The sequence below is a fragment of the Nonomuraea sp. NPDC004580 genome, from assembly GCF_040609855.1.
Taxonomy (GTDB): Bacteria; Actinomycetota; Actinomycetes; order Streptosporangiales; family Streptosporangiaceae; genus Nonomuraea; species Nonomuraea salmonea.
Window position 1 is genome coordinate 1 of record NZ_JBEXLH010000101.1, and the last position, 20,184, is coordinate 20,184.

The window sequence follows — 20,184 nt, forward strand, 5'->3', positions numbered from 1 at the left end:
GCAGCGCGCCGATCCGGTCCGGCGGGATGACCGGGCCACTGTTGGCCACGACCAGGATGCTGGCCTTCGACCGGGCGACCACGGGGTTCGGCTGGTCGCGCCCCGGACGCAGCACGTTGCTGGGCAACACGCTCTACACGATCCTGCCGGGCGAGGAGGCGGGGGCGGCGCCGGCGTGGGCGGCGGCGTTGCAGGCGGCGCTGCCCGCGCAGGTGGAGCTGGTGGCCGGGATCGGCGCGCCGGCCGGGGTCGCGGAGCTGCCCGCCGGGCGGCAGGAGGCCGACGAGTGCCTGGCGCTGCACGAGAGCGCGGGCGGGGCGCCGCCGGTGTACGACGAGTCGTGGGGCGACATCCTGCTGCAGCGATTGCGGGCCGCGGCGCGTACCGGAAGGACTCCGGCCAGGGGGCCGGTCGGCGCGTTGCGGCGGCACGACGCCAGGCACGGCACCCGGTACGTGGCGACGTTGCGCGCCTGGCTGGAGGCGCAGGGCGACCCGGTGGCGGCGGCGGAGCGGCTCGGCGTGCATCCCAACACGGTCAGGAACCGGCTGCGCAAGATCGGCGAGATCACCCCGCTCGACCTGGACGACGCCCGGCAGCGCCTCGCCATGATCATCCAGTTGGAGGCACTCGGCGAGTGACCCTGGCCGGCCCCACTCGATCGACGCGGTCCGGCGCTCTCCGGTGGAGGCGCGGCATTCCGCTGTGAGACCCGCACAATCCGGGCGTCTGGATTGTCGCGTCTGTACAGCGCTCCCCCGCCTCGCCGGGGTCATGCTGTCCCCGTAAGCAGCGAGGAGAGGAAGGGCGTCATGGTCGACGGGGGCAGCGGCTGGCCGCGCAAGGTGATCGTGGTGGGCGCGGGCATCGTCGGCCTGTCGACGGCGTGGTTCCTGCAGGAGCGCGGTGTCGAGGTCGAGGTGGTCGACCGCAGGGGCGTGGCAGCAGGAGCGTCCTGGGGCAACGCGGGATGGATCTCCCCCGGGCTGGCCATCCCGCTCAACGAGCCGTCCGTGCTGCGGTACGGGCTGCGCTCGCTGCTGAGCCCGTCCGCTCCGCTGCACGTGCCGGCCACCCTCGACCCGGGGCTGTGGTCGTTCCTGCTGCGGTTCGCCGCCAACTGCCGGTGGCCGTCGTGGACCAGGGCCGTGCGCGCCAACCTGCCGCTCAACGAGGAGAGCATCGAGGCGTTCGACGTGCTCACGTACAACGGCGTACGTGCGCCGCTCGTGCACGCCCCGATCACCGCGGCCTTCCGCACGCCCAAGCAGGCACGGGCGCTGCTGCACGAGCTGCGCCGCATCTCCGCCGCCGGGCAGCAGGTCGCGCACGCCCCGCTCCGCCGCGAGCAGCTCGTCGAGCACGTCCCGCTTGCGTCCGGCGCGCTGACCGCGGGAGTGCGGATCGACGGGCAGCGGTACGTCGACCCGGGCGCGTTCGTGCACGCCCTCGGCAGGTCGGTGATGAGCAGGGGCGCCACCGTGTACGCCTTCGAGGTCACCGACGTGCGCAGCGACGGCAGGAAGGTCACCGTCAGCTCGTCCAAGGGCACCACCCTGACGGCGGACGCGGTCGTCGTGGCGACTGGGGCGTGGCTGCCCCTGCTGGCCGCGCAGTGGGGCGTGCGGACGCAGGTGCGGGCGGGCCGCGGCTACTCCTTCACCGTGCCGGTCGATCGTCCGGTGCCCGGGCCGATCTACCTGCCCGAGGTGCGGGTGGCGTGCACGCCGTACCAGGGCAAGCTGCGGGTGGCGGGGACGATGGAGTTCCGCTCCCCCGACGCGCCGCTGGTGCCGGCCCGGCTTGAGGCGATCATCGCCTCAGCGCGGCCGCTGCTCGACGGCGTCCGGTGGGAGGAGCGCACCGACGTCTGGGTGGGCCCCCGCCCTGTCACCCCGGACGGGCGTCCGCTGGTGGGCGCGACCGGGCGGCCAGGCGTGTACGTCGCGGGCGGCCACGGCATGTGGGGCATGGCGCACGGCCCCGCCACGGGACGCCTGCTCGCCGAGCAGATCACCACGGGCAAGCAGCCCGCCGCGCTCCGCGAGTTCGACCCGCTGCGCTGAGCCTGAGCCGCCGGCGCCGGGCGCGCGTACCCATGACTTCCGGCACCTCCTCGGCGGCCGTCCCGCGCCGTACAGTGGCGGCATGCGGCGAATCGGCCCCGATGCGTGGGCAGGGCTGGCGATGCTGGCCGGATGCGTCGTGGTCGGGGCGCCGGTGCTGTTCGGTGCGGGCGAGACGCGGGTGCCCCGGCTGCTGTGGGCCTTGCTGTTCGCGGCGCCGCTCATGGCGCTGGTGACCGCCGCCGTCCTGGAGGACGCCGGCACGGTCGCGGCGTGGGCGGCGTACGCGGCAGCGGTGGTGCTGAGCTGGGCGGTGGTGCTGACCGCGTCCGGCGCGGGGTGGCTGCCGATCCTGCTGGTGTTCGTGGCGGCGGTGAGCGGGTACCTCGTCCCGGTCTGGGCGGGTGCGGCGGTGGTGGCGTCCGCGTCGGCGACGACGTGCCCGCCGACGAGGACCTGGCGGCGACGCTCGTCCGCGTGGTGCAGGAGATCGTCACCAACACCATCCGCCATGCCGAGGCGACGTCGCTGTTCGTCACCGTCGACCACGCCCCCGACGGCGCCGTACGGCTGACCTCGGTGGACGACGGGCGTGGCGCCCCCGCCCTGACCCCCGGCAACGGGCTGCGCGGCCTGTCCGAGCGGATCGCCGCGCTCGGCGGCGACGTACGGCTCGACGGCGGCGACGGCTTCCGCGTGACCGCACGGGTACCGGCCCGATGATCAGGGTGCTGGTGGTCGACGACCAGACGCTGGTACGCCAGGGCATCCGCAGCCTGCTCGGCCTGAGCGGCGACATCGAGGTGGCGGGCGAGGCGGGCGAGCCGCCGGCGAAGGTGCAGCCGCTCACCGAGCGCGAGCTGGGGGTGCTGCGGCTCATCGCCGAGGGTTACAGCAACAGGGAGATCGCCGAGGCGCTCTTCCTGGCCGAGGGGACGGTGACGAATCACGTCTCGGCGCTGCTGGCCAAGCTGGGGGCGCGCGATCGTACGAACGCCGTGCTGCGGGCGCTGCACGAGAACGTGCTCGGCTGAGCGGCGGTTCGCGGTGACAGCAGGTCACCGGGTGTTAGCGTCCCGTTATGCACGACGACGACATGTCCGGGCGGCCGCCGCTGGGCCGTCGGGTGCTGATCATGGCGGGGGCGGTGCTGCTGACGCTCGCCTACGTGGCCATGGGCGCCGCCTCGTTCGTGCTGGTGGCGAAGGAGTTGGGCTGAAGGCGGGCCCCCGCCGCTCCGGCCGGCGAGGGCGCGCGGCGGGGTCACCGCTGGCTGGGCTCCGCCGGGGCCGCGGGGCTGCGCGGCGGCACGACGTGCACGCGGGCCGTGGCGATGTCGAAGTAGAGGCCCACCAGCTTGAGCTGCCCGGCCCTGACCTGCTCGTCGACGCGGCGGTAGGTCCTGAGGTTCTCCAGCTGCTGCTGGACGTTCAGCCGGCAGAGCCGGTCGAGGGAGGCGTCCGGTTCGCGCTCGGCGGCCGGCCGGTCGAGGGAGGCGTCCGGCTCGCGCTCGGCGGCCAGCCGGTCGAGGCCGGCGGCGCCGTGCCGCAGCCAGCTTTCGAGCTGGGGCAGGCCGGCGGTGGTGGCGGGGCCGCCGAGCAGGGCGGCCATCGCGCCGCAGCCCGAGTGGCCGCAGACGGTGATGGTGTGGACGCCGAGCACGCGGGTGGCGTATTCGATGGCGGCGCCCACCGAGTCGTCGGCGGGCTCGGAGCCGGCGCAGGGCACGAGGTTGCCGATGTTGCGGACGGTGAACAGGTCGCCTGGGCCGCTGCTGGTGATGAGGCTCGGCATGATCCGGGAGTCGGCGCAGGTGATGAACAGGTGGCTGGGCTGCTGCCGGCCGGCCAGCTCGGTGAAGATGGGGCGCACGAGCGGTGCCGTACGGCGGTGGAACTCGGCCGCGCCCTGGGTGAGCCGGCATTCCTGTACCCCGGTCGTACGGCGGCGGGGGTGGGTCCACGGCAGCCACCAGTGCCCGGCCGGCTTGGGCGGGCTCTTGGCGGGGAACATGCGGGCCCCGCTGGCCGCCATCGAGTACCACTCGTCGTGCAGCTCGTCGATGGTGACGGTGCCGCCGAGCCGCTCGTGGTCGAGCCGCCAGGAGTGGATGGCCTCGAAGGCGGCGTTGTCCATGAAGTCGATGTTGAGGTCGAGGTCGACGTCGGCGCGGGCCGGGATGCCGCGCAGCTCGGCGGTCAGCCGGGGCACGCCGAGGAAGGTGAGCGAGCCGGACACCGTGGCGTGCAGGCGGCCGTTCGGCTCCTCGCGCTTGTCGACCGTGACGCGGGTCAGCCGCCGCAGCGCGAGCAGCGCGCCCAGGGCGAGCCCGGCCAGCACGCCCTCGGCCAGGCCGATCACGACGACGCCGGTCAGCGTGACGAGGTAGACGGGCACCTCGTTGTGCCCGTGCACCTTCCTGACGTGGCCGAGGCTGATCGTCCTGATGCCGATGAAGACCAGCAGGGCGGCCAGCGCCTCCATGGGGATGAGCCGGATCGTCCAGCCCAGGCAGAGCGCGAACAGCAGCACCCAGCCGCCATGGAGCACGGCCGACCAGTGCGTACGCGCGCCCGCCCGGATGTTGGTGGTGCTGCGCACGATCACCCCGGCCACGGGCAGCCCGCCGAGGAACCCGCTCACCACGTTGGCCACGCCCTGCCCGGACAGCTCTTTGTCGAGGTCGGCGCGCGGCCCGGTGTGGGTTCCGTCGGTGGCGACGCTGCACAGCAGCGACTCGGCGCCGGCGAGCAGCGCCACCAGCAGCGCGGCTCCGGCGATCTGGTGCCAGTCGGCCTGCGGCAGCTCGGGCAGGGACCAGGAGCCGAGCGCGCCGGACAGGTCGATCCTTGTCACGTTCCAATGGAAGAGCCAGGCGGTCGCGGCGGCCACGACGAGCGCCGCCAGCGGCGCGGGCACGGCCCTGACGTGCTTGGGCAGCCGGTTCCAGACGAGCAGCACCGAGACGGTGAGCACGCCGACCATGACCTTGTGCCCGTGCAGGTCGGCGATCTGGCCGGGGAGCTGGACGAGGTTGTCCCACGCGGAGTGCTGCGGGCTGCCGCCGAGCACCACGTGGAGCTGGGCGAGCGCGATGACGATGCCGACGCCGGCCAGCATGCCGTGCACGACGGCGGGCGAGACGGCGAGCGCGGCCCGCGCCGCCTTGAACGCGCCCAGCAGCACCTGGACGCCGCCAGCCAGGATGGTGATGAGGCAGGTGGCCTGCCAGCCGTAGGTGTGCACGAGCCCGGCGATGACCACGGTCAGGCTGGCCGTCGGGCCGCTGACCACGAGGGGCGAGCCGCCGAGCAGGCCCGCGACGATGCCGCCCACGGCGGCGGCGATCAGCCCGGCGGCGAGCGGCGCGCCGGAGGCCATGGCGATGCCCAGGGACAGGGGCACGGCGACGAGGAACACCACCAGCGACGCCGGTAGATCGTATCTGAGAGTCCGCACGATGCTACTCTCCGTAGTTATCTGCATGCGGCAACCCTAGTGCCCGCGCCAGACACGATCCGGCGTCTGATGAGCGCGCCGGACGCTTTTCGCCGCCGGCGTCGAAACCCCTAGACCGCCGGGCGTTCCAGCCGGATGACGACCGACTTCGAGGTCGGGGTGTTGCTGCCGTCGGCCACGCTGTCGAGCGGCACGAGGACGTTGGTCTCCGGGTAGTAGGCGGCGGCCGAGCCGCGCGCGGCGGGGTAGGCGACCACGGTGAAGCCGGGGGCGCGACGCTCCACGCCGTCGTGCCAGACGCCGACCAGGTCCACCACGTCGCGGTCGGCGAAGCCCAGCTCGGCCAGGTCGCCGGGGTTGACGAGCACGACGCGGCGGCCGTGCCGGATGCCCCGGTAGCGGTCGTCGTCGGAGTAGGGGACGGTGTTCCACTGGTCATGGGAGCGCAGCGTCTGCAGGATGAGGTGGCCGGGCGGCGCCTCCAGCAGGGTGAAGGCGTTGGCGGTGAAGACGGCCTTGCCGCTCGGGGTGCGGAAGACGCGCTCGTTGACCGGGTTGGGCAGCCGGAACCCGCCGGGCTCCGCGACGCGGGCGTTGAAGTCTTCGAAGCCGGGCACGACGCGGGCGATGCGGTCGCGTACGGCGCCGTAGTCGGCCTCGAACGTCTCCCACGGGATGCCGGGGCGGTCGCCGAGCACGCGGCGGGCCAGCCGGCTGATGATGGCGACCTCACTGAGCAGGTGGGGCGAGGCGGGGTCGAGTTTGCCGCGCGAGGCGTGGACCTGGCTCATGGAGTCTTCGACCGTGACGAACTGCTCGCCGCCCGCCTGCACGTCGCGGTCGCTGCGGCCGAGCGTGGGCAGGATGAGCGCGGTCTCGCCGCAGACGGTGTGGGAGCGGTTGAGCTTGGTCGAGATGTGCGCGGTCAGCTTGCAGGCGCGCATGGCCCGCTCGGTGACGGCGCTGTCGGGGGTGGCGCGGACGAAGTTGCCGCCCACGCCGAGGAACACGCGGGCGCGGCCGTCCAGCATGGCCTGGATGGCGCCGACCGTGTCGAGCCCGTGCTTGTGCGGCGGGGTGAAGCCGAACTCGCGCTCGAGCGCGTCGAGGAACGGCCGCGGCGGGCGCTCCCAGATGCCCATCGTGCGGTCGCCCTGCACGTTGCTGTGGCCGCGCACCGGGCACACGCCCGCGCCGGGACGGCCGACGTTGCCGCGTAGCAGCAGGAAGTCGACGATCTCGCGGATGGTGGCCACGCCGTGCTTGTGCTGGGTCAGCCCCATCGCCCAGCACACGATGACCTTCTCACTGGCCAGGACCATCTCGTGCACGCGCTCGATCTGCGCGCGCTCCAGGCCGGTGGCGGCCAGCAGGTCGGGCCAGGCGAGGGTACGCGCGTGCGCGGCGAACTCGGCGAAGCCGGTGGTGTGCGCCTCGATGAAGGCGTGGTCGAGCACGGTGCCGGGACGCGCGTCCTCGGCCTGGAGCAGCAGCAGGTTGAGCGCCTGGAACAGGGCCAGGTCGCCGCCCGGCCTGATCTGCAGGAACTCGTCGGCGATGCGGGTGCCGCGCCCGACGATGCCGCGCGCCTTCTGCGGATGCTTGAACCGCATCAGCCCGGCCTCGGGCAGCGGGTTGACCGCGACGACGCGCCCGCCGGAGCGCTTGGTCTCCTCCAGCGCGGAGAGCATGCGGGGGTGGTTGGTGCCGGGGTTCTGGCCGACCACGAACACCAGGTCGGCGTCGTGGATGTCGGCCAGGCTCACGCTGCCCTTGCCGACGCCCAGGGTCTCGATGAGGGCGTGGCCGCTGGACTCGTGGCACATGTTGGAGCAGTCGGGCAGGTTGTTGGTGCCGTAGGCGCGGGCGAACAGCTGCAGCAGGAACGCGGCCTCGTTGCCGAGCCGGCCCGAGGTGTAGAAGAGCGCCTGGTCGGGGTGGCCGAGGGTGCGCAGCTCGCCGGCGAGCAGGCCGAGCGCGTCGTCCCAGCCGATCGGCTCGTAGTGGTCGCTGCCCGGGCGCTTGACCATCGGCTCGGTGAGCCGGCCCTGCTGGTTGAGCCACTGGTCGGTGCGGCCGGCCAGCTCGGAGATCGGGTGCTCGCGGAAGAAGTCGCGGGTCACCCGGCGGGAGGTGGCCTCGTCGGTGACGTGTTTGGCGCCGTTCTCGCAGTATTCGTTGCGGTGCCTGCGGCCCGGCTCGGGCCAGGCGCAGCCGGGGCAGTCGATGCCGGCCGTCTGGTTGACGTTGAGCAGCGTCAGCGCCGTGCGGCGCACGGTGGTCTGGCCCAGGGAGTATTCCAGCGCGTGGGTGACGCCGGGCAGCCCGGCCGCCCACGTCTTGGGCGGCGTGACGTGAAGACGCCCGCCATCTTCTGCCCTGTTCATCAGTGATCATCTCCTCGCGGCTCGTGCGTAGGTTACCGCCGGCGCGGGAGAGGTCGGTTCATCGGGCTCCGGAGCGGCGTGTGGTCGAGCGCTCGCTCCGCCAGCGGCAGACGGCGCTGGTCGCCAAGCAGGCGGCCGAGGTCGATCTGCTGACCGGCGGGCGGTTCAGGCTGGGGGTCGGGCTGGGCTGGAACCGGGTCGAGTTCGAGGCGCTCGGCCAGGACTTCTCCACCCGGGGGCGGCGGTCCGAGGAGCAGATCGCGCTCATGCGGCGGTTGTGGACCGAGCAGACGGTGACGTTCGACGGCGAGTTCGACCGCGTCACGGGGGCCGGGCTGGCGCCGATGCCGGTGCAGCGGCCGATCCCCGTCTGGATCGGGGCTCAGGCGCCGCCCTCCTACCGCAGGGCCGGGCGGCTGGCCGACGGCTGGTTCCCGCAGATGAGTCCTGGGCCGGAACTGGACGAGGCCAAGGCGATGGTCGAGGAGGCCGCCACGCAGGCCGGTCGCGACCCATCCGCGCTCGGCATGGAGGGGCGGCTGGCCTGGCGGGGCGACGCGGACGAGGTGGCCGAACTGGCCGCCCGGTGGCGCGAGTCGGGCGCCACCCACATCGCCATCGACACCATGCGGGCGGGCCTGGCCACGGTGGACGACCACCTCGCCGTCCTGGCCGGCGCCGCCGACGCCCTCGGCCTGCGCGGCTGACCCCGGGACGTCCCCGGGGCCTTGCGGTCCTGTGAGCGTGGGCCGCGCCGGAAGCGGGCCGCGTCAGGCGGGGTCGCGGATGCGGGCCGTGGGCAGAGGGCCGGTGTGGGGGGGCGAAGGTTTCGAGGATCGTGGAGACGCCGGCGTTGTCGGCTCCCAGGGGCTGTCCTCCTCGTTCTCCGCGATGCAGGCGGAGAACCTGGCCGGCGTGCCCTGGGGGGCCTGGTCGAGCAGGTGCGGGCAGCACTCGCGGTCCGCCGACGTGTGGACCAGCTCACCGGACGCGCCCGGCTCGGGGACGACGGGCTCGCCGTTGTCGGGGTCGATCAGTTCCACCAGGGCGTGCCTGCCGCCGGGACGACCGGGCCTGCGCCGAGGCCATCGGGCTCATCGAGGCGCGCCGCCATCCGCTGGAGAAGCTGCACACGCACTCGTTCGGGCTGGACGACACCGTGCTCGCCCTCGAGACCCTCGGCGGCGAGGTGCCCGGCGAGAACGCCGTCCACGTGTCCGTGCACCCGAACGGATGAGCCCGGCCGGGCGGGCGCCCTCACCCGCCCGCCCGGCTCGCGTGTTCCTACCGGTAGGTGATGTCGGAGTCCCGGTAGAGGCAGTGGGTGCCGTCAGGGCCCGAGCCGAGCTTGGAGGGTTCCTGGCCCTTCGGCACGCCCTTGTAGCGCTCGCAGATGGTGGCGCTGCCGTACACCGTGATCCGGCTGAAGCGGGCGGTGTCGCCCCAGTTGGAGTTGATGCCGGCCAGCACCTTGGTCGAGCGGGCGGTGATGCCGTCCATCACCACGTGCCGCTGGTAGGAGGACGAGCAGTTGCCGCACGCCCGGTAGAGCTTGCCGCTGCTGTGCACCTGGAAGTTCTTGATGGTCAGCGTGCCGGCGCCGTTGTGCTGGAACACCTTGTCGGAGCCGGACTTGGCGCCGCCGCCGTCCACCAGATAGGTGGCCGAGGAGCTGGAGCTCTTGAACGTGGCGGCGTCCTCGCCGACGTCGTTCCACCAGACGTTGCGGATCGTGCAGGAGCCCTCGCAGTGGATGCCGTCACCGGCGGGGGCGTCGATGATGACGTTCTGGATGGTGCCGCCGTTCGGCACGACGAACATCGGGTCCTGGCTCTCGCTCTGGCCGCCGTCGCCGATTCCGTAGTGGCGCTTCATGCCGCCGTCGAAGAACGAGCCCAGCTCGCGGGTGTCGGTCAGGTGCACGCTGCCGGTGTCGGACGGCCACGAGCCGCTGCCGTCACCGCCGCCGGGCGGCGGCGTCACGGTCGGGGTGGGGTCCGGGTCGGGGTTGCCGCCGCCGGCCGCCCTGAGCGTCCACTGCTTGGTCGACACCGAGTCGCAGGAGTTCTGCTGGAGCAGGGCGCCTGAGGAGGTGGAGTTGTCCTTGACGTTCAGGCACTTGCCGCCGTTGGCGTTGACCACCCGGTAGTTCGAACCCGACTCGGTCAGCTGCCAGCTCTGCGACGACGCCGAGCTGCAGGACTCCTGCTGCACGGCCTTGCCCGCGCTGGTGGAGCCGTCCTTGACGCCGAGGCACTTGCCGCTGTGCACGGCCTTGATCTGGTAGCCGCCGCCCGCCGAGGTGACCGCGAACACCTGGCCCGACCCGCCCGAGCAGCTCGACTGGACGAGCTGGACGCCGTCGCCCGTGCCGGCGCCCGGCACCGCGGCGCACAGGCCGCTGCCCGCGTTGACCAGCGTGTAGTTGCCATTGGACGGCGCCGCCGAGGCGGCGGTGGCGAACACGGCCACCAGCCCGCTGCCCGCCACGAGCGCCGCCGCCAGCACGACGCTCAGCCTTCTGTCTTTACGCACGGTGAACTCCCCTTTCGACTAACTGCATGGGGCATCGAGCGCGCCCGGTGATCGCGGCGCCGCCTCGGAATCGGCCGGAATGCGCTTACCGACTTACGGTAAGCGCTTTCCCAACCGCAGGAGCAGTGAAGCACAGCCCCGCAACCCCGCATAGGACACTCCTGGCGAGGAGCGGTGTCTTTCCAGGTCAGAGAGTGTGCGGGAGTTGCAGAGCGGCGCTGAAACTTTCATCGCCGGTACGGCGGCGTTGTGCGGATGGCGTTGTGCGGGCGGCGTTTCCCGAGAGGGACGACCCGGCTGTGACCCGGGGTCGGGTCAGACGCCGAGTCCGCCCGATCGAGCGACCTGGCAGCTCGTGTCAGCGGAGGCCGACGGTGAGGACGTCGTCCTCCCAGACGGCGTCCGTGCCCAGGGCGGCGCACGCCGCGGTGAAGCGGCTGGCCAGCCAGGCCCGTTCGGCGCCCCTGGCCAGCGTCGTCCGGCAGTAGTCGAGCTTGAGCGGCACCGCGCGCAGCCGGAGCGGCCCGAGGTCGTCGCAGGTGACCAGGAACAGCAGCGACAGGTCGTTGCGCAGGTCGGGGTCCACGGCGTAGTCGTCGATGAAGTCGCCCATGTCGTACAGGACGGGCGGCGCCACCCCGTGCGGGACGTGCGCCGAGTGACCGGCGATCAGCGTGGCGCCGGCGCCGGTCAGGATGCTCGCGGCGGTCCGCACGTACGGGAGCGGCTCGGTCGTCATGTTCGGCCCCCAGTGCGGGCTGACCAGCACGACGTCCGCCTGCGCCCGCGCCCTGGCCACCGCGTCCATCAGCCAGGCGGGCACCCCGGACGGCAGGTCGGCGTGCGCCACGCCGGGCCGGTCGGGGGTGGCGGCGTAGTCGCCGGGGTGGTCGGTGACGGAGACGACGGCCAGGCGCAGGCCGTTGACGTCGATCAGGACGGGCTCGCGGGCCCGTTCGAGGTCGGGGCCGGCGCCGGCGGTGTGGATCTCGACCCGTGCCAGGTGCGCGCAGGTGTCCAGGAGCGCGTCGTGGCCGAAGTCGAGCGCGTGGTTGTTGGCCAGCGTCACGCAGCCCACGCCCAGCTCGGCCAGCAGGTCGGCGGCCCTCGGCGGCGCGCGGAAGTGGAAGATCTTGCCCGGCGCCACCCACGGGGCGCCCCGATCGGACACGCAGCACTCGAGGTTGAGCAGCGTGAAGTCGGCCTCGGAGAGGTACGCGCGAACCGCGTCCGACACGTAATCCCCGGGGTCGGCAGACTTCGCCAGCAGGTCGGCGACACCCCGGCCGAGCATGGTGTCCCCCGCCAGCGCGAGCGTGACGGCCACCCCGCTCCCCTGCCCATCCCACCACCCCCCAACCCCCAACCCTTCCCTCGGCCGCCCACCCGCGACGCGGCCCGGGCTTCCTGGGCTGATGCGCCCCTCCCAACGCGACCTCCTGCCGGCGGCACCTGCGGGCCAGGGGCGCGGCGGTCAGCCTGACCGACGCGGGCAAGGCGGATCACAACCAGACCGTCCGCAAGGCGCCGCCGAAGGTCGTCGCCGGCTTCACGGGCCGGGGATGAGCGGGACGAAGGACGCGGGGGTCACCTCGCGGAGGCTCGCCAGGCGTCCGCGCTGCTTGGTGAAGAGGGTGACGATGTCCGCGATCTGTCCCGTGACGGGCATGACGAGCCGGCCGCCCTCCGCCAGCTGCTCGGCCAGGGCGGCGGGGACGTGCGGGGCGGCGGCGGAGACGATGACGGCGTCGTAGGGCGCGTGCTCGGGCAGCCCGGCCGAGCCGTCCCCGACCAGCACCTCGGCGCCGGTGATGCCGGCGGCGGCCAGGTTGGCGCGGGCGTGGGCGGCGAGGTCGGGCAGGCGTTCGATGGAGTGGACGTGCCTGGCGAGCCGGGCCAGCAGCGCGGTCTGGTAGCCGTAGCCGGTGCCGATCTCCAGCACGGTCTCGTCGCCGGTCAGCCCGAGCGCGTCGATCATCTGGGCGACCAGGGACGGCTGGCTGGTGGGCTGGCCGTGGGCGAGCGGGATGGGCGCGTCCAGGCATGCCTGCCCGGCCGAGCGCAGCGGCACGAACAGCTCGCGCGGCGTGGCGGCGATGGCCGCCAGCAGGCGGAGGTCCTGAATCCCCGCCCGCTCGGCGGCCGTCACGAGCTCCAGGCTGCGGCAGTCACCTTCGGCCGCCGCGACCAGCTCCTGCGCACGCGGATCCCCCGCCCGCCGCGCCGCCCTCATCAGGCCCTGGAGACGAGACTCCCCCGCACGCCGCGCCGCCGCCATCAGCCCCTCCTCCGTCGGAAGAGTGCCGGTCACCGCCATCAGCCCCTCCCCCGCCCCGGAAGGGGACGGGCGGCGGGCCTTCGACGTCCCTCCTCACCCGCCCCCTACCCCGGAGGGTCAGCCCGAGACGCGGCGCCAGGTGGCGTCGGCGCGGCTCTGTGCGTCGGTGATCGGGTCGAGTCGGAGCAGGTAGTCGTAGTGGCGCAGGTAGCGGTCGGGGTAGTTGACCGACTGGTACGACGTCCACGACGCGTCGGCAAGCCCCGCCACGGGCCGGAAGGTGGCGTCGGAGGCGAAGGTGCCGGTGCCGTCGTCGGCGGCCAGCGTCAGGTCGAACCCGTAGTGCCGCAGGTAGTAGCCGGGATAGTTGACCGAGGCGAACGACACGGTGCCGGACCCGCCGGCCAGTCCGGGCACCAGGCGGAACTGGGCGTCCTGGGCGGGGCTGACGTTCGCGTCGATGCGCACGTCGAAGTCGGCGTGCCGGATATAGCGGTCCTGGAAGTTGTAGGACTGGATGCGGCTGACGGGCACGCTGCTCCCCCAGCGGCCGAGCACCCGGCTCTCCTCGGCGGCGGTGAGGTTGAGTATGGAGCCGTGCCGCTTGCGGTTGCCGCCCATGGCGTAGTCGGAGCGGGTGCGGAAGTTCCGGGTGCTGCCGAGGTTGGTGGAGGTGATGGGCATGTAGCCGCGCCCGGTGGCGAACTGGTCAAGCCACAGGGCCCACTCGTCGCGCTCGTTGAAACGCGCCCACATGGGTCCTTCGACGACGGTGCCGCCGCCGGTGCCGTTGGAGATGCCCATGTGCGACAGGTTGCCGAGGGTGGTCCAGGTGCCGAGGATCGAGTCGGCCGCCTCGATGGTGATGTGGCCGTCGGCGGAGGCGCGGTAATAGCGGTGGCCGCCGACGCTGTCGGGCACCTCGATGATCTGGGTGTCGATGAGCCCCTGGGTGCCGCCGCGCTCGATGTAGAGCTGGGGGGTGGTGAAGGAGCGGAAGTCACTCGTACGGACGTACCAGATGCGGTGTTTCGTCACCCCGTTGCGCGCCGAGTTGGTGGCCCAGTAGAGCACGTAGTCGCCGGTCGCGGGGTTGTAGATGGCTTCGGGTGCCCAGGCGTTGCCCGCGCCGGGGATGGCGCCGGCGACGTTGATGAGCCAGGGGGCCGACCAGTTCACCAGGTCGCGCGACTCCCAGACGACGAGGGCGGTGCTGCCCCGGTTGGCGGCGTCGTTCCACGAGGTGCCGCTGGCGATGCGCAGGTCGGTGGCGACGATCCAGTAGCGGTCGCCGGACGGGGAGCGGACGATCGAGGGGTCGCGGACGCCGCGCGTGCCGATCGTGGAGCGCAGGACGAGCTGGCCGTTGTTGAGGTCGGTCCAGTGCAGGCCGTCGTCGCTGTGGGCGAGGTAGATCTGCTCGCCGTCGGCGGACTCGCCGGTGAAGTGGGCCATCAAGTAGCCGGTGAACGGATCGAGGGCGGCGGCCCGCTTGGGGGCGACGGCGGCCAGGCAGGCGAGCAGGAGGCAGGCCACGGCGAGCACCACGGCCGTCCTGCGGGGCAGGGTCGCGTACATGCGTCTCCTTCGGGAGGGGGTACGACGCTTCTGTTAGCGCTAACATTCCTGCGCCGCCGGAAAGGGACTCACATCGGCGGCGCCCTCAGTGTGATCGCTCACATCGGGGTGGTCAATGGCCCCTCACGAACGAGCGGGGCCGCGCGGTGAACCGCGCGGCCCCGTCTGCCGGACGACCGGCCTAGCTCTTCGGCTCCGGCTCCTCGGCCGGGCAGGCGGTGCCCCGCTTCGGGACGGTCAGCGAGATGAGGTAGCCGTCCATGGCCTTGGTGGTGCAGTCGGTCATGCCGTAGATGCCGTGCCCCCACCCCTCGTACGTCAGCAGCGTCGCCTTGGAGCCGAGCTGCCTGGCCACGTTGGCCGACCACTGGTACGGCGTGTCGGGGTCGTGCTTGGACGTGCCCACCAGCAGCGGCGCGCTGCCCTTGTAGCGCAGCCGGTGCTGCGGGTTGGTGACCGGGTGGCCCTGGCAGATCGGCATGTCGCCCATCGGCATCGGGTTGTAGCGGACGTCCGGCGCCACCGCGTTGGAGGCCCGCATCACGGCGGCGTACTCCTTGTAGTCACGCAGCCCCAGGTTCCAGTCCTCGCACAGGATCGCGGTGGGCAGCTCGGCCCACTTGCCGCTCACCGGCCCGTTGCCGGGCGGGCCAGGCATGTCGTCCGGCACCGGCCCGCCGTCCAGGGCGAGCAGCACCTGGGCCTCCAGGTGCCAGTCGGGCGCCTCGTTCATGATGACGGCCAGCCAGAGCAGGTTGTGGGTGCTGACCTTGTCGTCGCCGCCGGGCCAGACCAGCTCGCCGCGCTCGGCCTTGGCCACGACCTTCTTCCACAGCGCGCGGATGTCGCGGCCGTGCAGGGCGCAGCCGGTGTCGCGCTGGCACCAGGCGATGAACTCGTCGAAGCTGTCCTGGACGGTGGCCGCCTCGGTGACCTGGAACGCCTTGACGTTCAGGCTGTGGTCCATGTTGCTGTCGAGCACCATGGCCCTGATCCGGTGGGGGAACATCTCGGCGTACATCTGCTGGGCGAGCGTGCCATAGGAGACGCCGTACGAGGTGAGCTTCTCGTCGCCGAGCGCGGCGCGGATGGCGTCCATGTCGCGGGCGACGTTCTTGGAGTCGAGGTGGTCGTAGACCGGGCCCGTGCGCTTGCGGCAGTCGGCGTGCAGCTTCTTGTCGAAGGCGACCCACTTGTCGAAGTCGGCCTGGCTCTTCATCACCGGGTAGGGCATCTGGTTGTAGACCGAGGCCGAGCAGGTGACCGAGCCGCTGCGGGCGACGCCGCGCGGGTCGTAGCTCACGATGTCGAAGCGCCGCTGGATCTCCTCGCTGAATCCGGTGGGGCGCAGGACGCCGTCGACGCCGGAGTTGCCGGGCCCGCCGGGGTTGGTCAGCAGCGAGCCGATGCGCGCGGCGGAGTCCTTGGCCTTGCGCCTGGCCAGCGCGAGGTCGATGGCCGGCCCGTTGGGCTTGGACCAGTCGACCGGCACCTTCAGCGTGGCGCACTCGACGCTCGGCTCTTCCTTGCACGGCCGCCAGGTCACCCCGCGCTTGCCGACCGCGTTCGTGACGTCCTTGCCTGTCACGGTCGCGGCGGCGATGGGAGCGGTCAGCACCGTTCCCATCATCACGAGCGCGGTGGCGAGCAGGGAGGTCTTTCTGAGCACGTTTCTCCTAACGTCGGGCGCCCCTCCGTGATCAATGACCCACGAATCTAACAGCTACAGAAGGCACCTTTGGCATTTATGGGAGAAACGGGACATACGCCTATCTGGTGGACTCGCGAATCACCAGCTCGTACGGCGCCACATACCGGCTGGTCGGCCGCCCCGGGTCGGCGATGCGCTCGGTGACCAGCTCGACCGCCTTCTCGGCCATCCAGGCGTGGTCGGGCGCCACGGTGGTGAGCGCGGGCACCAGGTACGCCGCCTCCGCGATGTCGTCGAACCCGGCGACCCGCACGTCATCGGGCACCCGCAGCCCCACGTCGGCCAGCCCGCGCAGCACGCCGAGAGCGACGGTGTCGGTCACCGCCAGCACGCCGTCGAAGGGCCGCCCGGCGGCGGCCAGCCGGTGCGCCGCCGCCCGGCCCGCCTCCATGGTGAGCGCGTCGAGGCCCACGTGCAGGGCGGGGTCGGCCTCGACGCCGCGGGCGGCGAGCGCGCCGAGGTGGCCGCGGTGGCGGGCGTTCACCATGTTGAGGTTCCAGTCGAGGCGGCCGGTGACGTGCGCGACGGCGCGGCAGCCCCGGTCGAGCAGGTGGGCGGTGGCCGCCGCGGTGGCCTCCTCGTTCGGCATGGCGATGTGGTCGAAGCGCCCGCCGAAGTCCTGCTCGCCGAGCATCACGATCGGGTGGTCGCCCTCGGGCGGGGTGCGGTCGCGGCCGTCGAGCCCGACCGCGCTGAGGATCAGCCCGTCGAACTGCAGCGTCCGCGCGTGGGCGATAGCGTCGATCTCGCCGGCCGCCGCCGCGCCCGTCTGCTCGATCGCGACGTGGAAGCCGCGCCGCCGCGCCCGCTCGATGACGTGGGAGGCCAGCCGCCCGAAGTAGGGCCGGTCGATCTCGGGCACGGCGAGCCCGATCACGCCGGTACGGCCCGACCTGAGCGTGCGGGCCGAGACGTTGACCCGGTAGCCGGAGCGTTCGATGGCCTCGCGGACGCGGCGGCGTACCGGCTCGCTGACCCCGCCCCGGTTGTTGACCACGTTGGAGACCGTCATCTTCGACACCCCGGCCAGCCGGGCGACGTCGTCCATCGTCACCATGCCGCCGAGGGTAGCGCCGCCGCTCAGGCCAGGCTCGCCCCCACGGTGACGAAGGAGTGGGCGGGCAGGTGCACGCGCAGCCCGGACGCGGTGGCCGTGACCTCCTCGTGCGGGCGCGGCGCGACCGCCTCGGGCGCGTCGGGGGTGTTGTGCGTGCGCAGGTCGCCGGCCGTGAGGATGCGGGCGCGGGTCACGGCGACCGCGCCGCCGCGCAGGTCCAGCTCGACGTCGGCCGCCTCGCCCGCGTCCAGGTTGGACAGCGAGATCAGCACCTGCCCGTTCTTCCTGCTGGCCGACAGCGACACCGTACGCAGCTCCGTCCCGTCCACCTGCCGGGCCGGCAGGCCGTCGGGCAGGTCCACCCGCAGCGAGGCGGCGTCCTGATGGCCCTTGTTCATCTCGAACACGTGGTACGTGGGCGTCAGCACGAGCGCGCCCGAGTCGGGGTCGGTGAGGATCATGGCCTGCAGCACGTTCACGGTCTGCGCGATGTTGGCCATGACCAGGCGGTCGGCGTGCCGGTGGAACACGTCGAAGTGCAGGCCGGCCACGAGCGCGTCGCGCAGCGAGTTCTGCTGGTAGAGGAAGCCGGGGTTGGTGCCCGGTTCGACATTCCACCAGGTGCCCCACTCGTCCAGCACCAGGCCCACGTTCTTGCCGGGGTCGTAGCAGTCCATCACGTTGGAGTGGCCGGTGATCAGCTCGTCCACCCGGGCGGCCTGCGCCATCGTGCGGTAGTGGTCGTCCTCGCCGAACTCGGTGGCCGAGCCCTTGTCCTGCCAGGTCCCGGGGATCGTGTAGTAGTGGAACGACAGCGCCTGCATGAACGGCGCCGGCCGATACGCGCAGCCCAGCTCGCCGAGCTGCTTCATCAGCGTCTCGGTCCAGGCGTAGTCGGCGGAGTTCGCCCCGGCCGCGATGCGATACAGCTTGTTGTCGCCGTGGTCGCGGCAGTAGGTGCCGAAGCGGCGGGCCTCGGCCGCGTACTGCTCGGCCCTCATGTTGCCGCCGCAGCCCCACGCCTCGTTGCCCAGCCCCCAGAAGCGCACCCGCCACGGCTCCTCGCGCCCGTTGGCCTTGCGCAGCCGCACCATCGGCGAGTCGCCCTCGCGGGTGAGGTACTCGACCCAGTCGCTCATCTCCCGCACCGTGCCGGAGCCGACGTTGCCGCTGATGTACGGCTCCGCCCCCAGCAACTCGCACAGGGCCATGAACTCGTGGGTGCCGAAGTGGTTGTTCTCCTCGACGTTGCCCCAATGGGTGTTGACCATGGCGGGGCGGCTCTCCTTGGGGCCGATGCCGTCCATCCAGTGGTACTCGTCGGCGAAGCAGCCGCCGGGCCAGCGCAGGTTGGGGATGTTCAGGGCGCGCAGGGCCTCGACGACGTCGAGGCGGATGCCGCCCTCGTTGGGCACGTCGCTGTCCTCGCCGACGTAGAAGCCGCCGTAGATGCAGCGGCCCAGATGCTCGGCGAAGTGGCCGTACAGGTGGCGGCTGATCACGGGGCCTGGGACGTCGAGGTTGATGATGGCGGGCACGGTGACAGGACTCATCGGGTGAGCTTCCTCGCGTTCGGGGGCCGGTCGGAGGTGACTTTATCGATAAACTTCCCGCCTTGGCGAGACCCTCGCGGCGAGACCCCCGGCGCGGGCCCGGCAGCGCGGGCCCGCAACCCGGCTCCCGTCCCCGCACCCAAGCTCAGGGCCAGAGCTCAGGGCCAGAGCTCAGGGCCCGAACTCAGGGCCAGAGCTCAGGGTCCGAGCTCAGGGCTCGTCGCCGGACAGCTCGCGTCTGCGGCGCAGCAGCGCGGCCCGTCGCCTGTGCGCCCTGATCGTCAGCGCGAGCGCCACCGCGACGACGGGACCGCCGGCCCCGAGCGCCACCCCCAGCCCCTCACCGCGCTGCACGGCCACCACGACCAGCAGCGTCGTCGTCACGGCCGAGGCCGCCAGCGCGAGCCACCCGGCCACCACCCGGTCGGTCGCGAACAGCGCCACCCGCCGCGTCAGCAGCCACCCGCCGTAGCAGGCCCAGCCCAGGCAGAACGCGGTGAACAGCCCGAACGCCAGCTGCGTACGCCCCGGCAGCGGCCCCGGCTCGCTCGCCCACAACCCGATCACGAACAGCGCACCCGCCACGCCCGCGACCAGCGCGGCCACCGCGCGGACGCGCCGGCGCGGCGACAGCGCCGGCTCCAGCCGATCCATAAGCTCCTGCGCCGACAGGCGCGGCTCCTCCTCGCTCATGGCCGGTATCCCTTCTCCTCCAGGCGCTCGCGCATCAGCCGCCGGGCGCGGTTCAGCCGGGACTTGACCGTGCCCACCGGGATGCCGCAGATCTGCGCGCAGTCCTCGACCCGCAGGTCCTCCAGGTAGTGCAGGACGAGGATCTCCCGCTCGGCCGGTGGCAGCAGGGCCAGGGCGGCCGTCAGCTCGGCCCGGTCCAGCACCACGTCGGCCGGGTCGCCCGCGAGCTCCTCGCCCGGGTGCGCCGGCTCGTCGGCGTACTGGACGCGCAGCCGGTCCATCACCGACCTGCGGGCGATGGTGAACAGCCAGGGCTTGAACCGGCCTGGCTCGCGCAGCCGGGGCAGGCCGCGGACCACGGCCAGCCAGACCTCCTGGCTCACGTCGTCGGCCCACTCAAGGCGTCCTGCATGGCGCACGTACGTCCACACCGGCGTGCGCCAGCGGGACACGAGCTCGGCCAGCGCGTCCCGTTCACCCAGCTGGGCGCGGACGACCAGCAGCTCATCGATCATCTCGTCCTCCCGTCACCCTGCACAGTCGGGCGGGCGGCCGATCCGGTTCACGGGGCCGGGCGGACGAGCGGGTTCCGTCCCGTCAGTCTGCGGCGCAGACGGGCGCGAGCGCCAGGGCCAGGGCGTCGCGGTGCAGGCGGTCGAGGCGGGCGCGGGCCTCGGCGGCGCGGCGGGCCTCGGCGAGGGCGGGCGCGCAGCGGCGCGGCACCCCGCGTACCGGCTCGGTGTCCTTGAGCAGGTGCAGCAGGCGCGGGGTGAGCAGGTCGAGCCGCGGACGCAGGTCGCCCGCGAGAAGACCTCCTCCGGCGTGGGCAGATCGGCGACTTCCAGGTCAGGACGGCTGACTCCGAGT

The 20,184-nt window shown here is 72.7% G+C and carries 21 protein-coding genes; 8 read left to right on the forward strand and 13 right to left on the reverse strand.

From position 1 onward, the window contains the following. The 6 genes from ABZW11_RS44650 to ABZW11_RS44675 all read left to right on the forward strand — a co-directional run. A partial coding sequence (locus ABZW11_RS44650; RefSeq protein WP_355432096.1) for a helix-turn-helix domain-containing protein occupies positions 1-641 on the forward strand: 641 nt, incomplete at its 5' end. A 171-nt stretch (positions 642-812) separates the two neighbouring features. After that, positions 813-2,066: an FAD-dependent oxidoreductase gene (locus ABZW11_RS44655; protein ID WP_355432098.1), complete on the forward strand. Its 1,254-nt coding sequence runs from the start codon at positions 813-815 to the stop codon at positions 2,064-2,066. Between the two features lie 82 nt (positions 2,067-2,148). Next, positions 2,149-2,640 carry a hypothetical protein gene (locus ABZW11_RS44660; RefSeq protein ID WP_355432101.1) on the forward strand — a complete coding sequence of 164 codons (492 nt, stop codon included), beginning with the start codon at positions 2,149-2,151 and terminating at the stop codon, positions 2,638-2,640. Then, positions 2,547-2,789, forward strand: a complete 243-nt coding sequence (locus ABZW11_RS44665) for an ATP-binding protein (RefSeq protein WP_355432149.1) — start codon at positions 2,547-2,549, stop codon at positions 2,787-2,789. The genes ABZW11_RS44660 and ABZW11_RS44665 overlap by 94 nt, the downstream gene beginning before the upstream one ends. Beyond that, complete coding sequence (locus ABZW11_RS44670; protein WP_355432104.1) at positions 2,786-3,100, forward strand: DNA-binding response regulator; 315 nt, start codon at positions 2,786-2,788, stop codon at positions 3,098-3,100. Before ABZW11_RS44665 ends, ABZW11_RS44670 begins: the two co-directional genes overlap by 4 nt. 47 nt (positions 3,101-3,147) lie before the next feature. After that, a complete protein-coding gene (locus ABZW11_RS44675) occupies positions 3,148-3,285 on the forward strand; it encodes a hypothetical protein (protein ID WP_355432106.1) in 138 nt (45 codons plus the stop codon). A 44-nt stretch (positions 3,286-3,329) separates the two neighbouring features. Here the strand turns inward: ABZW11_RS44675 and ABZW11_RS44680 are convergent, their stop codons facing one another. Together ABZW11_RS44680 and ABZW11_RS44685 are read right to left on the reverse strand one after the other, a co-directional pair. After that, a complete protein-coding gene (locus ABZW11_RS44680) occupies positions 3,330-5,525 on the reverse strand; it encodes a SulP family inorganic anion transporter (RefSeq protein ID WP_355432110.1) in 2,196 nt (731 codons plus the stop codon). A gap of 110 nt (positions 5,526-5,635) precedes the next feature. Then, positions 5,636-7,912 (reverse strand): FdhF/YdeP family oxidoreductase, encoded by a 2,277-nt coding sequence (locus ABZW11_RS44685; RefSeq protein ID WP_355432113.1) that lies wholly within the window; start codon positions 7,910-7,912, stop codon positions 5,636-5,638. 80 nt (positions 7,913-7,992) lie between these two features. On the opposite strand from ABZW11_RS44685, the gene ABZW11_RS44690 reads away from it, so the two are divergent. Beyond that, entirely contained in the window at positions 7,993-8,619 is a 627-nt protein-coding gene (locus tag ABZW11_RS44690) for a TIGR03619 family F420-dependent LLM class oxidoreductase (RefSeq protein ID WP_355432115.1), read from the forward strand. Between the two features lie 63 nt (positions 8,620-8,682). Here the strand turns inward: ABZW11_RS44690 and ABZW11_RS44695 are convergent, their stop codons facing one another. The 11 genes from ABZW11_RS44695 to ABZW11_RS44745 form a co-directional block, all read right to left on the reverse strand. Then, positions 8,683-8,955 carry a hypothetical protein gene (locus ABZW11_RS44695; protein WP_355432118.1) on the reverse strand — a complete coding sequence of 91 codons (273 nt, stop codon included), beginning with the start codon at positions 8,953-8,955 and terminating at the stop codon, positions 8,683-8,685. Next, a complete protein-coding gene (locus ABZW11_RS44700; RefSeq protein ID WP_355432121.1) occupies positions 8,946-9,125 on the reverse strand; it encodes a hypothetical protein in 180 nt (59 codons plus the stop codon). Before ABZW11_RS44700 ends, ABZW11_RS44695 begins: the two co-directional genes overlap by 10 nt. A 71-nt stretch (positions 9,126-9,196) precedes the next feature. Beyond that, on the reverse strand, positions 9,197-10,447 hold the full coding sequence (locus tag ABZW11_RS44705; RefSeq protein ID WP_355432124.1) for a pectate lyase: 1,251 nt from the start codon (positions 10,445-10,447) through the stop codon (positions 9,197-9,199). A 358-nt stretch (positions 10,448-10,805) separates the two neighbouring features. Then, entirely contained in the window at positions 10,806-11,774 is a 969-nt protein-coding gene (locus tag ABZW11_RS44710) for a CapA family protein (protein ID WP_355432126.1), read from the reverse strand. Positions 11,775-11,996: 222 nt separating this feature from the next. After that, complete coding sequence (locus ABZW11_RS44715; RefSeq protein WP_355432129.1) at positions 11,997-12,764, reverse strand: protein-L-isoaspartate(D-aspartate) O-methyltransferase; 768 nt, start codon at positions 12,762-12,764, stop codon at positions 11,997-11,999. Positions 12,765-12,842: 78 nt separating this feature from the next. Beyond that, entirely contained in the window at positions 12,843-14,303 is a 1,461-nt protein-coding gene (locus tag ABZW11_RS44720) for a glycoside hydrolase family 43 protein (protein ID WP_355432132.1), read from the reverse strand. A 181-nt stretch (positions 14,304-14,484) separates the two neighbouring features. Continuing rightward, positions 14,485-15,972, reverse strand: coding sequence for an alpha/beta fold hydrolase (locus ABZW11_RS44725; RefSeq protein ID WP_355432135.1), 1,488 nt, complete (start codon positions 15,970-15,972; stop codon positions 14,485-14,487). A 100-nt stretch (positions 15,973-16,072) separates the two neighbouring features. Next, positions 16,073-17,071 (reverse strand): LacI family DNA-binding transcriptional regulator, encoded by a 999-nt coding sequence (locus ABZW11_RS44730; protein WP_355432138.1) that lies wholly within the window; start codon positions 17,069-17,071, stop codon positions 16,073-16,075. A 23-nt stretch (positions 17,072-17,094) separates the two neighbouring features. Continuing rightward, positions 17,095-18,624, reverse strand: coding sequence for an alpha-L-arabinofuranosidase C-terminal domain-containing protein (locus tag ABZW11_RS44735; protein ID WP_355432140.1), 1,530 nt, complete (start codon positions 18,622-18,624; stop codon positions 17,095-17,097). 210 nt (positions 18,625-18,834) lie between these two features. Further along, the gene (locus tag ABZW11_RS44740) at positions 18,835-19,317 is read right to left on the reverse strand and encodes a hypothetical protein (protein WP_355432142.1); all 483 of its coding nucleotides are present in this window, start codon (positions 19,315-19,317) and stop codon (positions 18,835-18,837) included. Next, positions 19,314-19,832 carry an RNA polymerase sigma factor gene (locus ABZW11_RS44745; RefSeq protein ID WP_355432145.1) on the reverse strand — a complete coding sequence of 173 codons (519 nt, stop codon included), beginning with the start codon at positions 19,830-19,832 and terminating at the stop codon, positions 19,314-19,316. Before ABZW11_RS44745 ends, ABZW11_RS44740 begins: the two co-directional genes overlap by 4 nt. 130 nt (positions 19,833-19,962) lie before the next feature. Between ABZW11_RS44745 and ABZW11_RS44750 the strand changes: the two genes are divergently transcribed. After that, positions 19,963-20,184: hypothetical protein (locus ABZW11_RS44750; RefSeq protein WP_355432147.1), on the forward strand; the 222-nt coding region annotated here is incomplete at its 3' end.

Bases quoted from the DNA above. Each gene is read 5' to 3' on its own strand.
- ABZW11_RS44655 (WP_355432098.1), top strand. From the start codon at position 813: ATGGTCGACGGGGGCAGCGGCTGGCCGCGCAAGGTGATCGTGGTGGGC.
- ABZW11_RS44670 (WP_355432104.1), top strand. From the start codon at position 2,786: ATGATCAGGGTGCTGGTGGTCGACGACCAGACGCTGGTACGCCAGGGC.
- ABZW11_RS44720 (WP_355432132.1), bottom strand. From the start codon at position 14,303: ATGTACGCGACCCTGCCCCGCAGGACGGCCGTGGTGCTCGCCGTGGCC.
- ABZW11_RS44685 (WP_355432113.1), bottom strand. From the start codon at position 7,912: ATGAACAGGGCAGAAGATGGCGGGCGTCTTCACGTCACGCCGCCCAAG.
- ABZW11_RS44740 (WP_355432142.1), bottom strand. From the start codon at position 19,317: ATGAGCGAGGAGGAGCCGCGCCTGTCGGCGCAGGAGCTTATGGATCGG.
- ABZW11_RS44715 (WP_355432129.1), bottom strand. From the start codon at position 12,764: ATGGCGGTGACCGGCACTCTTCCGACGGAGGAGGGGCTGATGGCGGCG.
- ABZW11_RS44660 (WP_355432101.1), top strand. From the start codon at position 2,149: ATGCGGCGAATCGGCCCCGATGCGTGGGCAGGGCTGGCGATGCTGGCC.
- ABZW11_RS44745 (WP_355432145.1), bottom strand. From the start codon at position 19,832: ATGATCGATGAGCTGCTGGTCGTCCGCGCCCAGCTGGGTGAACGGGAC.
- ABZW11_RS44675 (WP_355432106.1), top strand. From the start codon at position 3,148: ATGCACGACGACGACATGTCCGGGCGGCCGCCGCTGGGCCGTCGGGTG.
- ABZW11_RS44735 (WP_355432140.1), bottom strand. From the start codon at position 18,624: ATGAGTCCTGTCACCGTGCCCGCCATCATCAACCTCGACGTCCCAGGC.
- ABZW11_RS44730 (WP_355432138.1), bottom strand. From the start codon at position 17,071: ATGGTGACGATGGACGACGTCGCCCGGCTGGCCGGGGTGTCGAAGATG.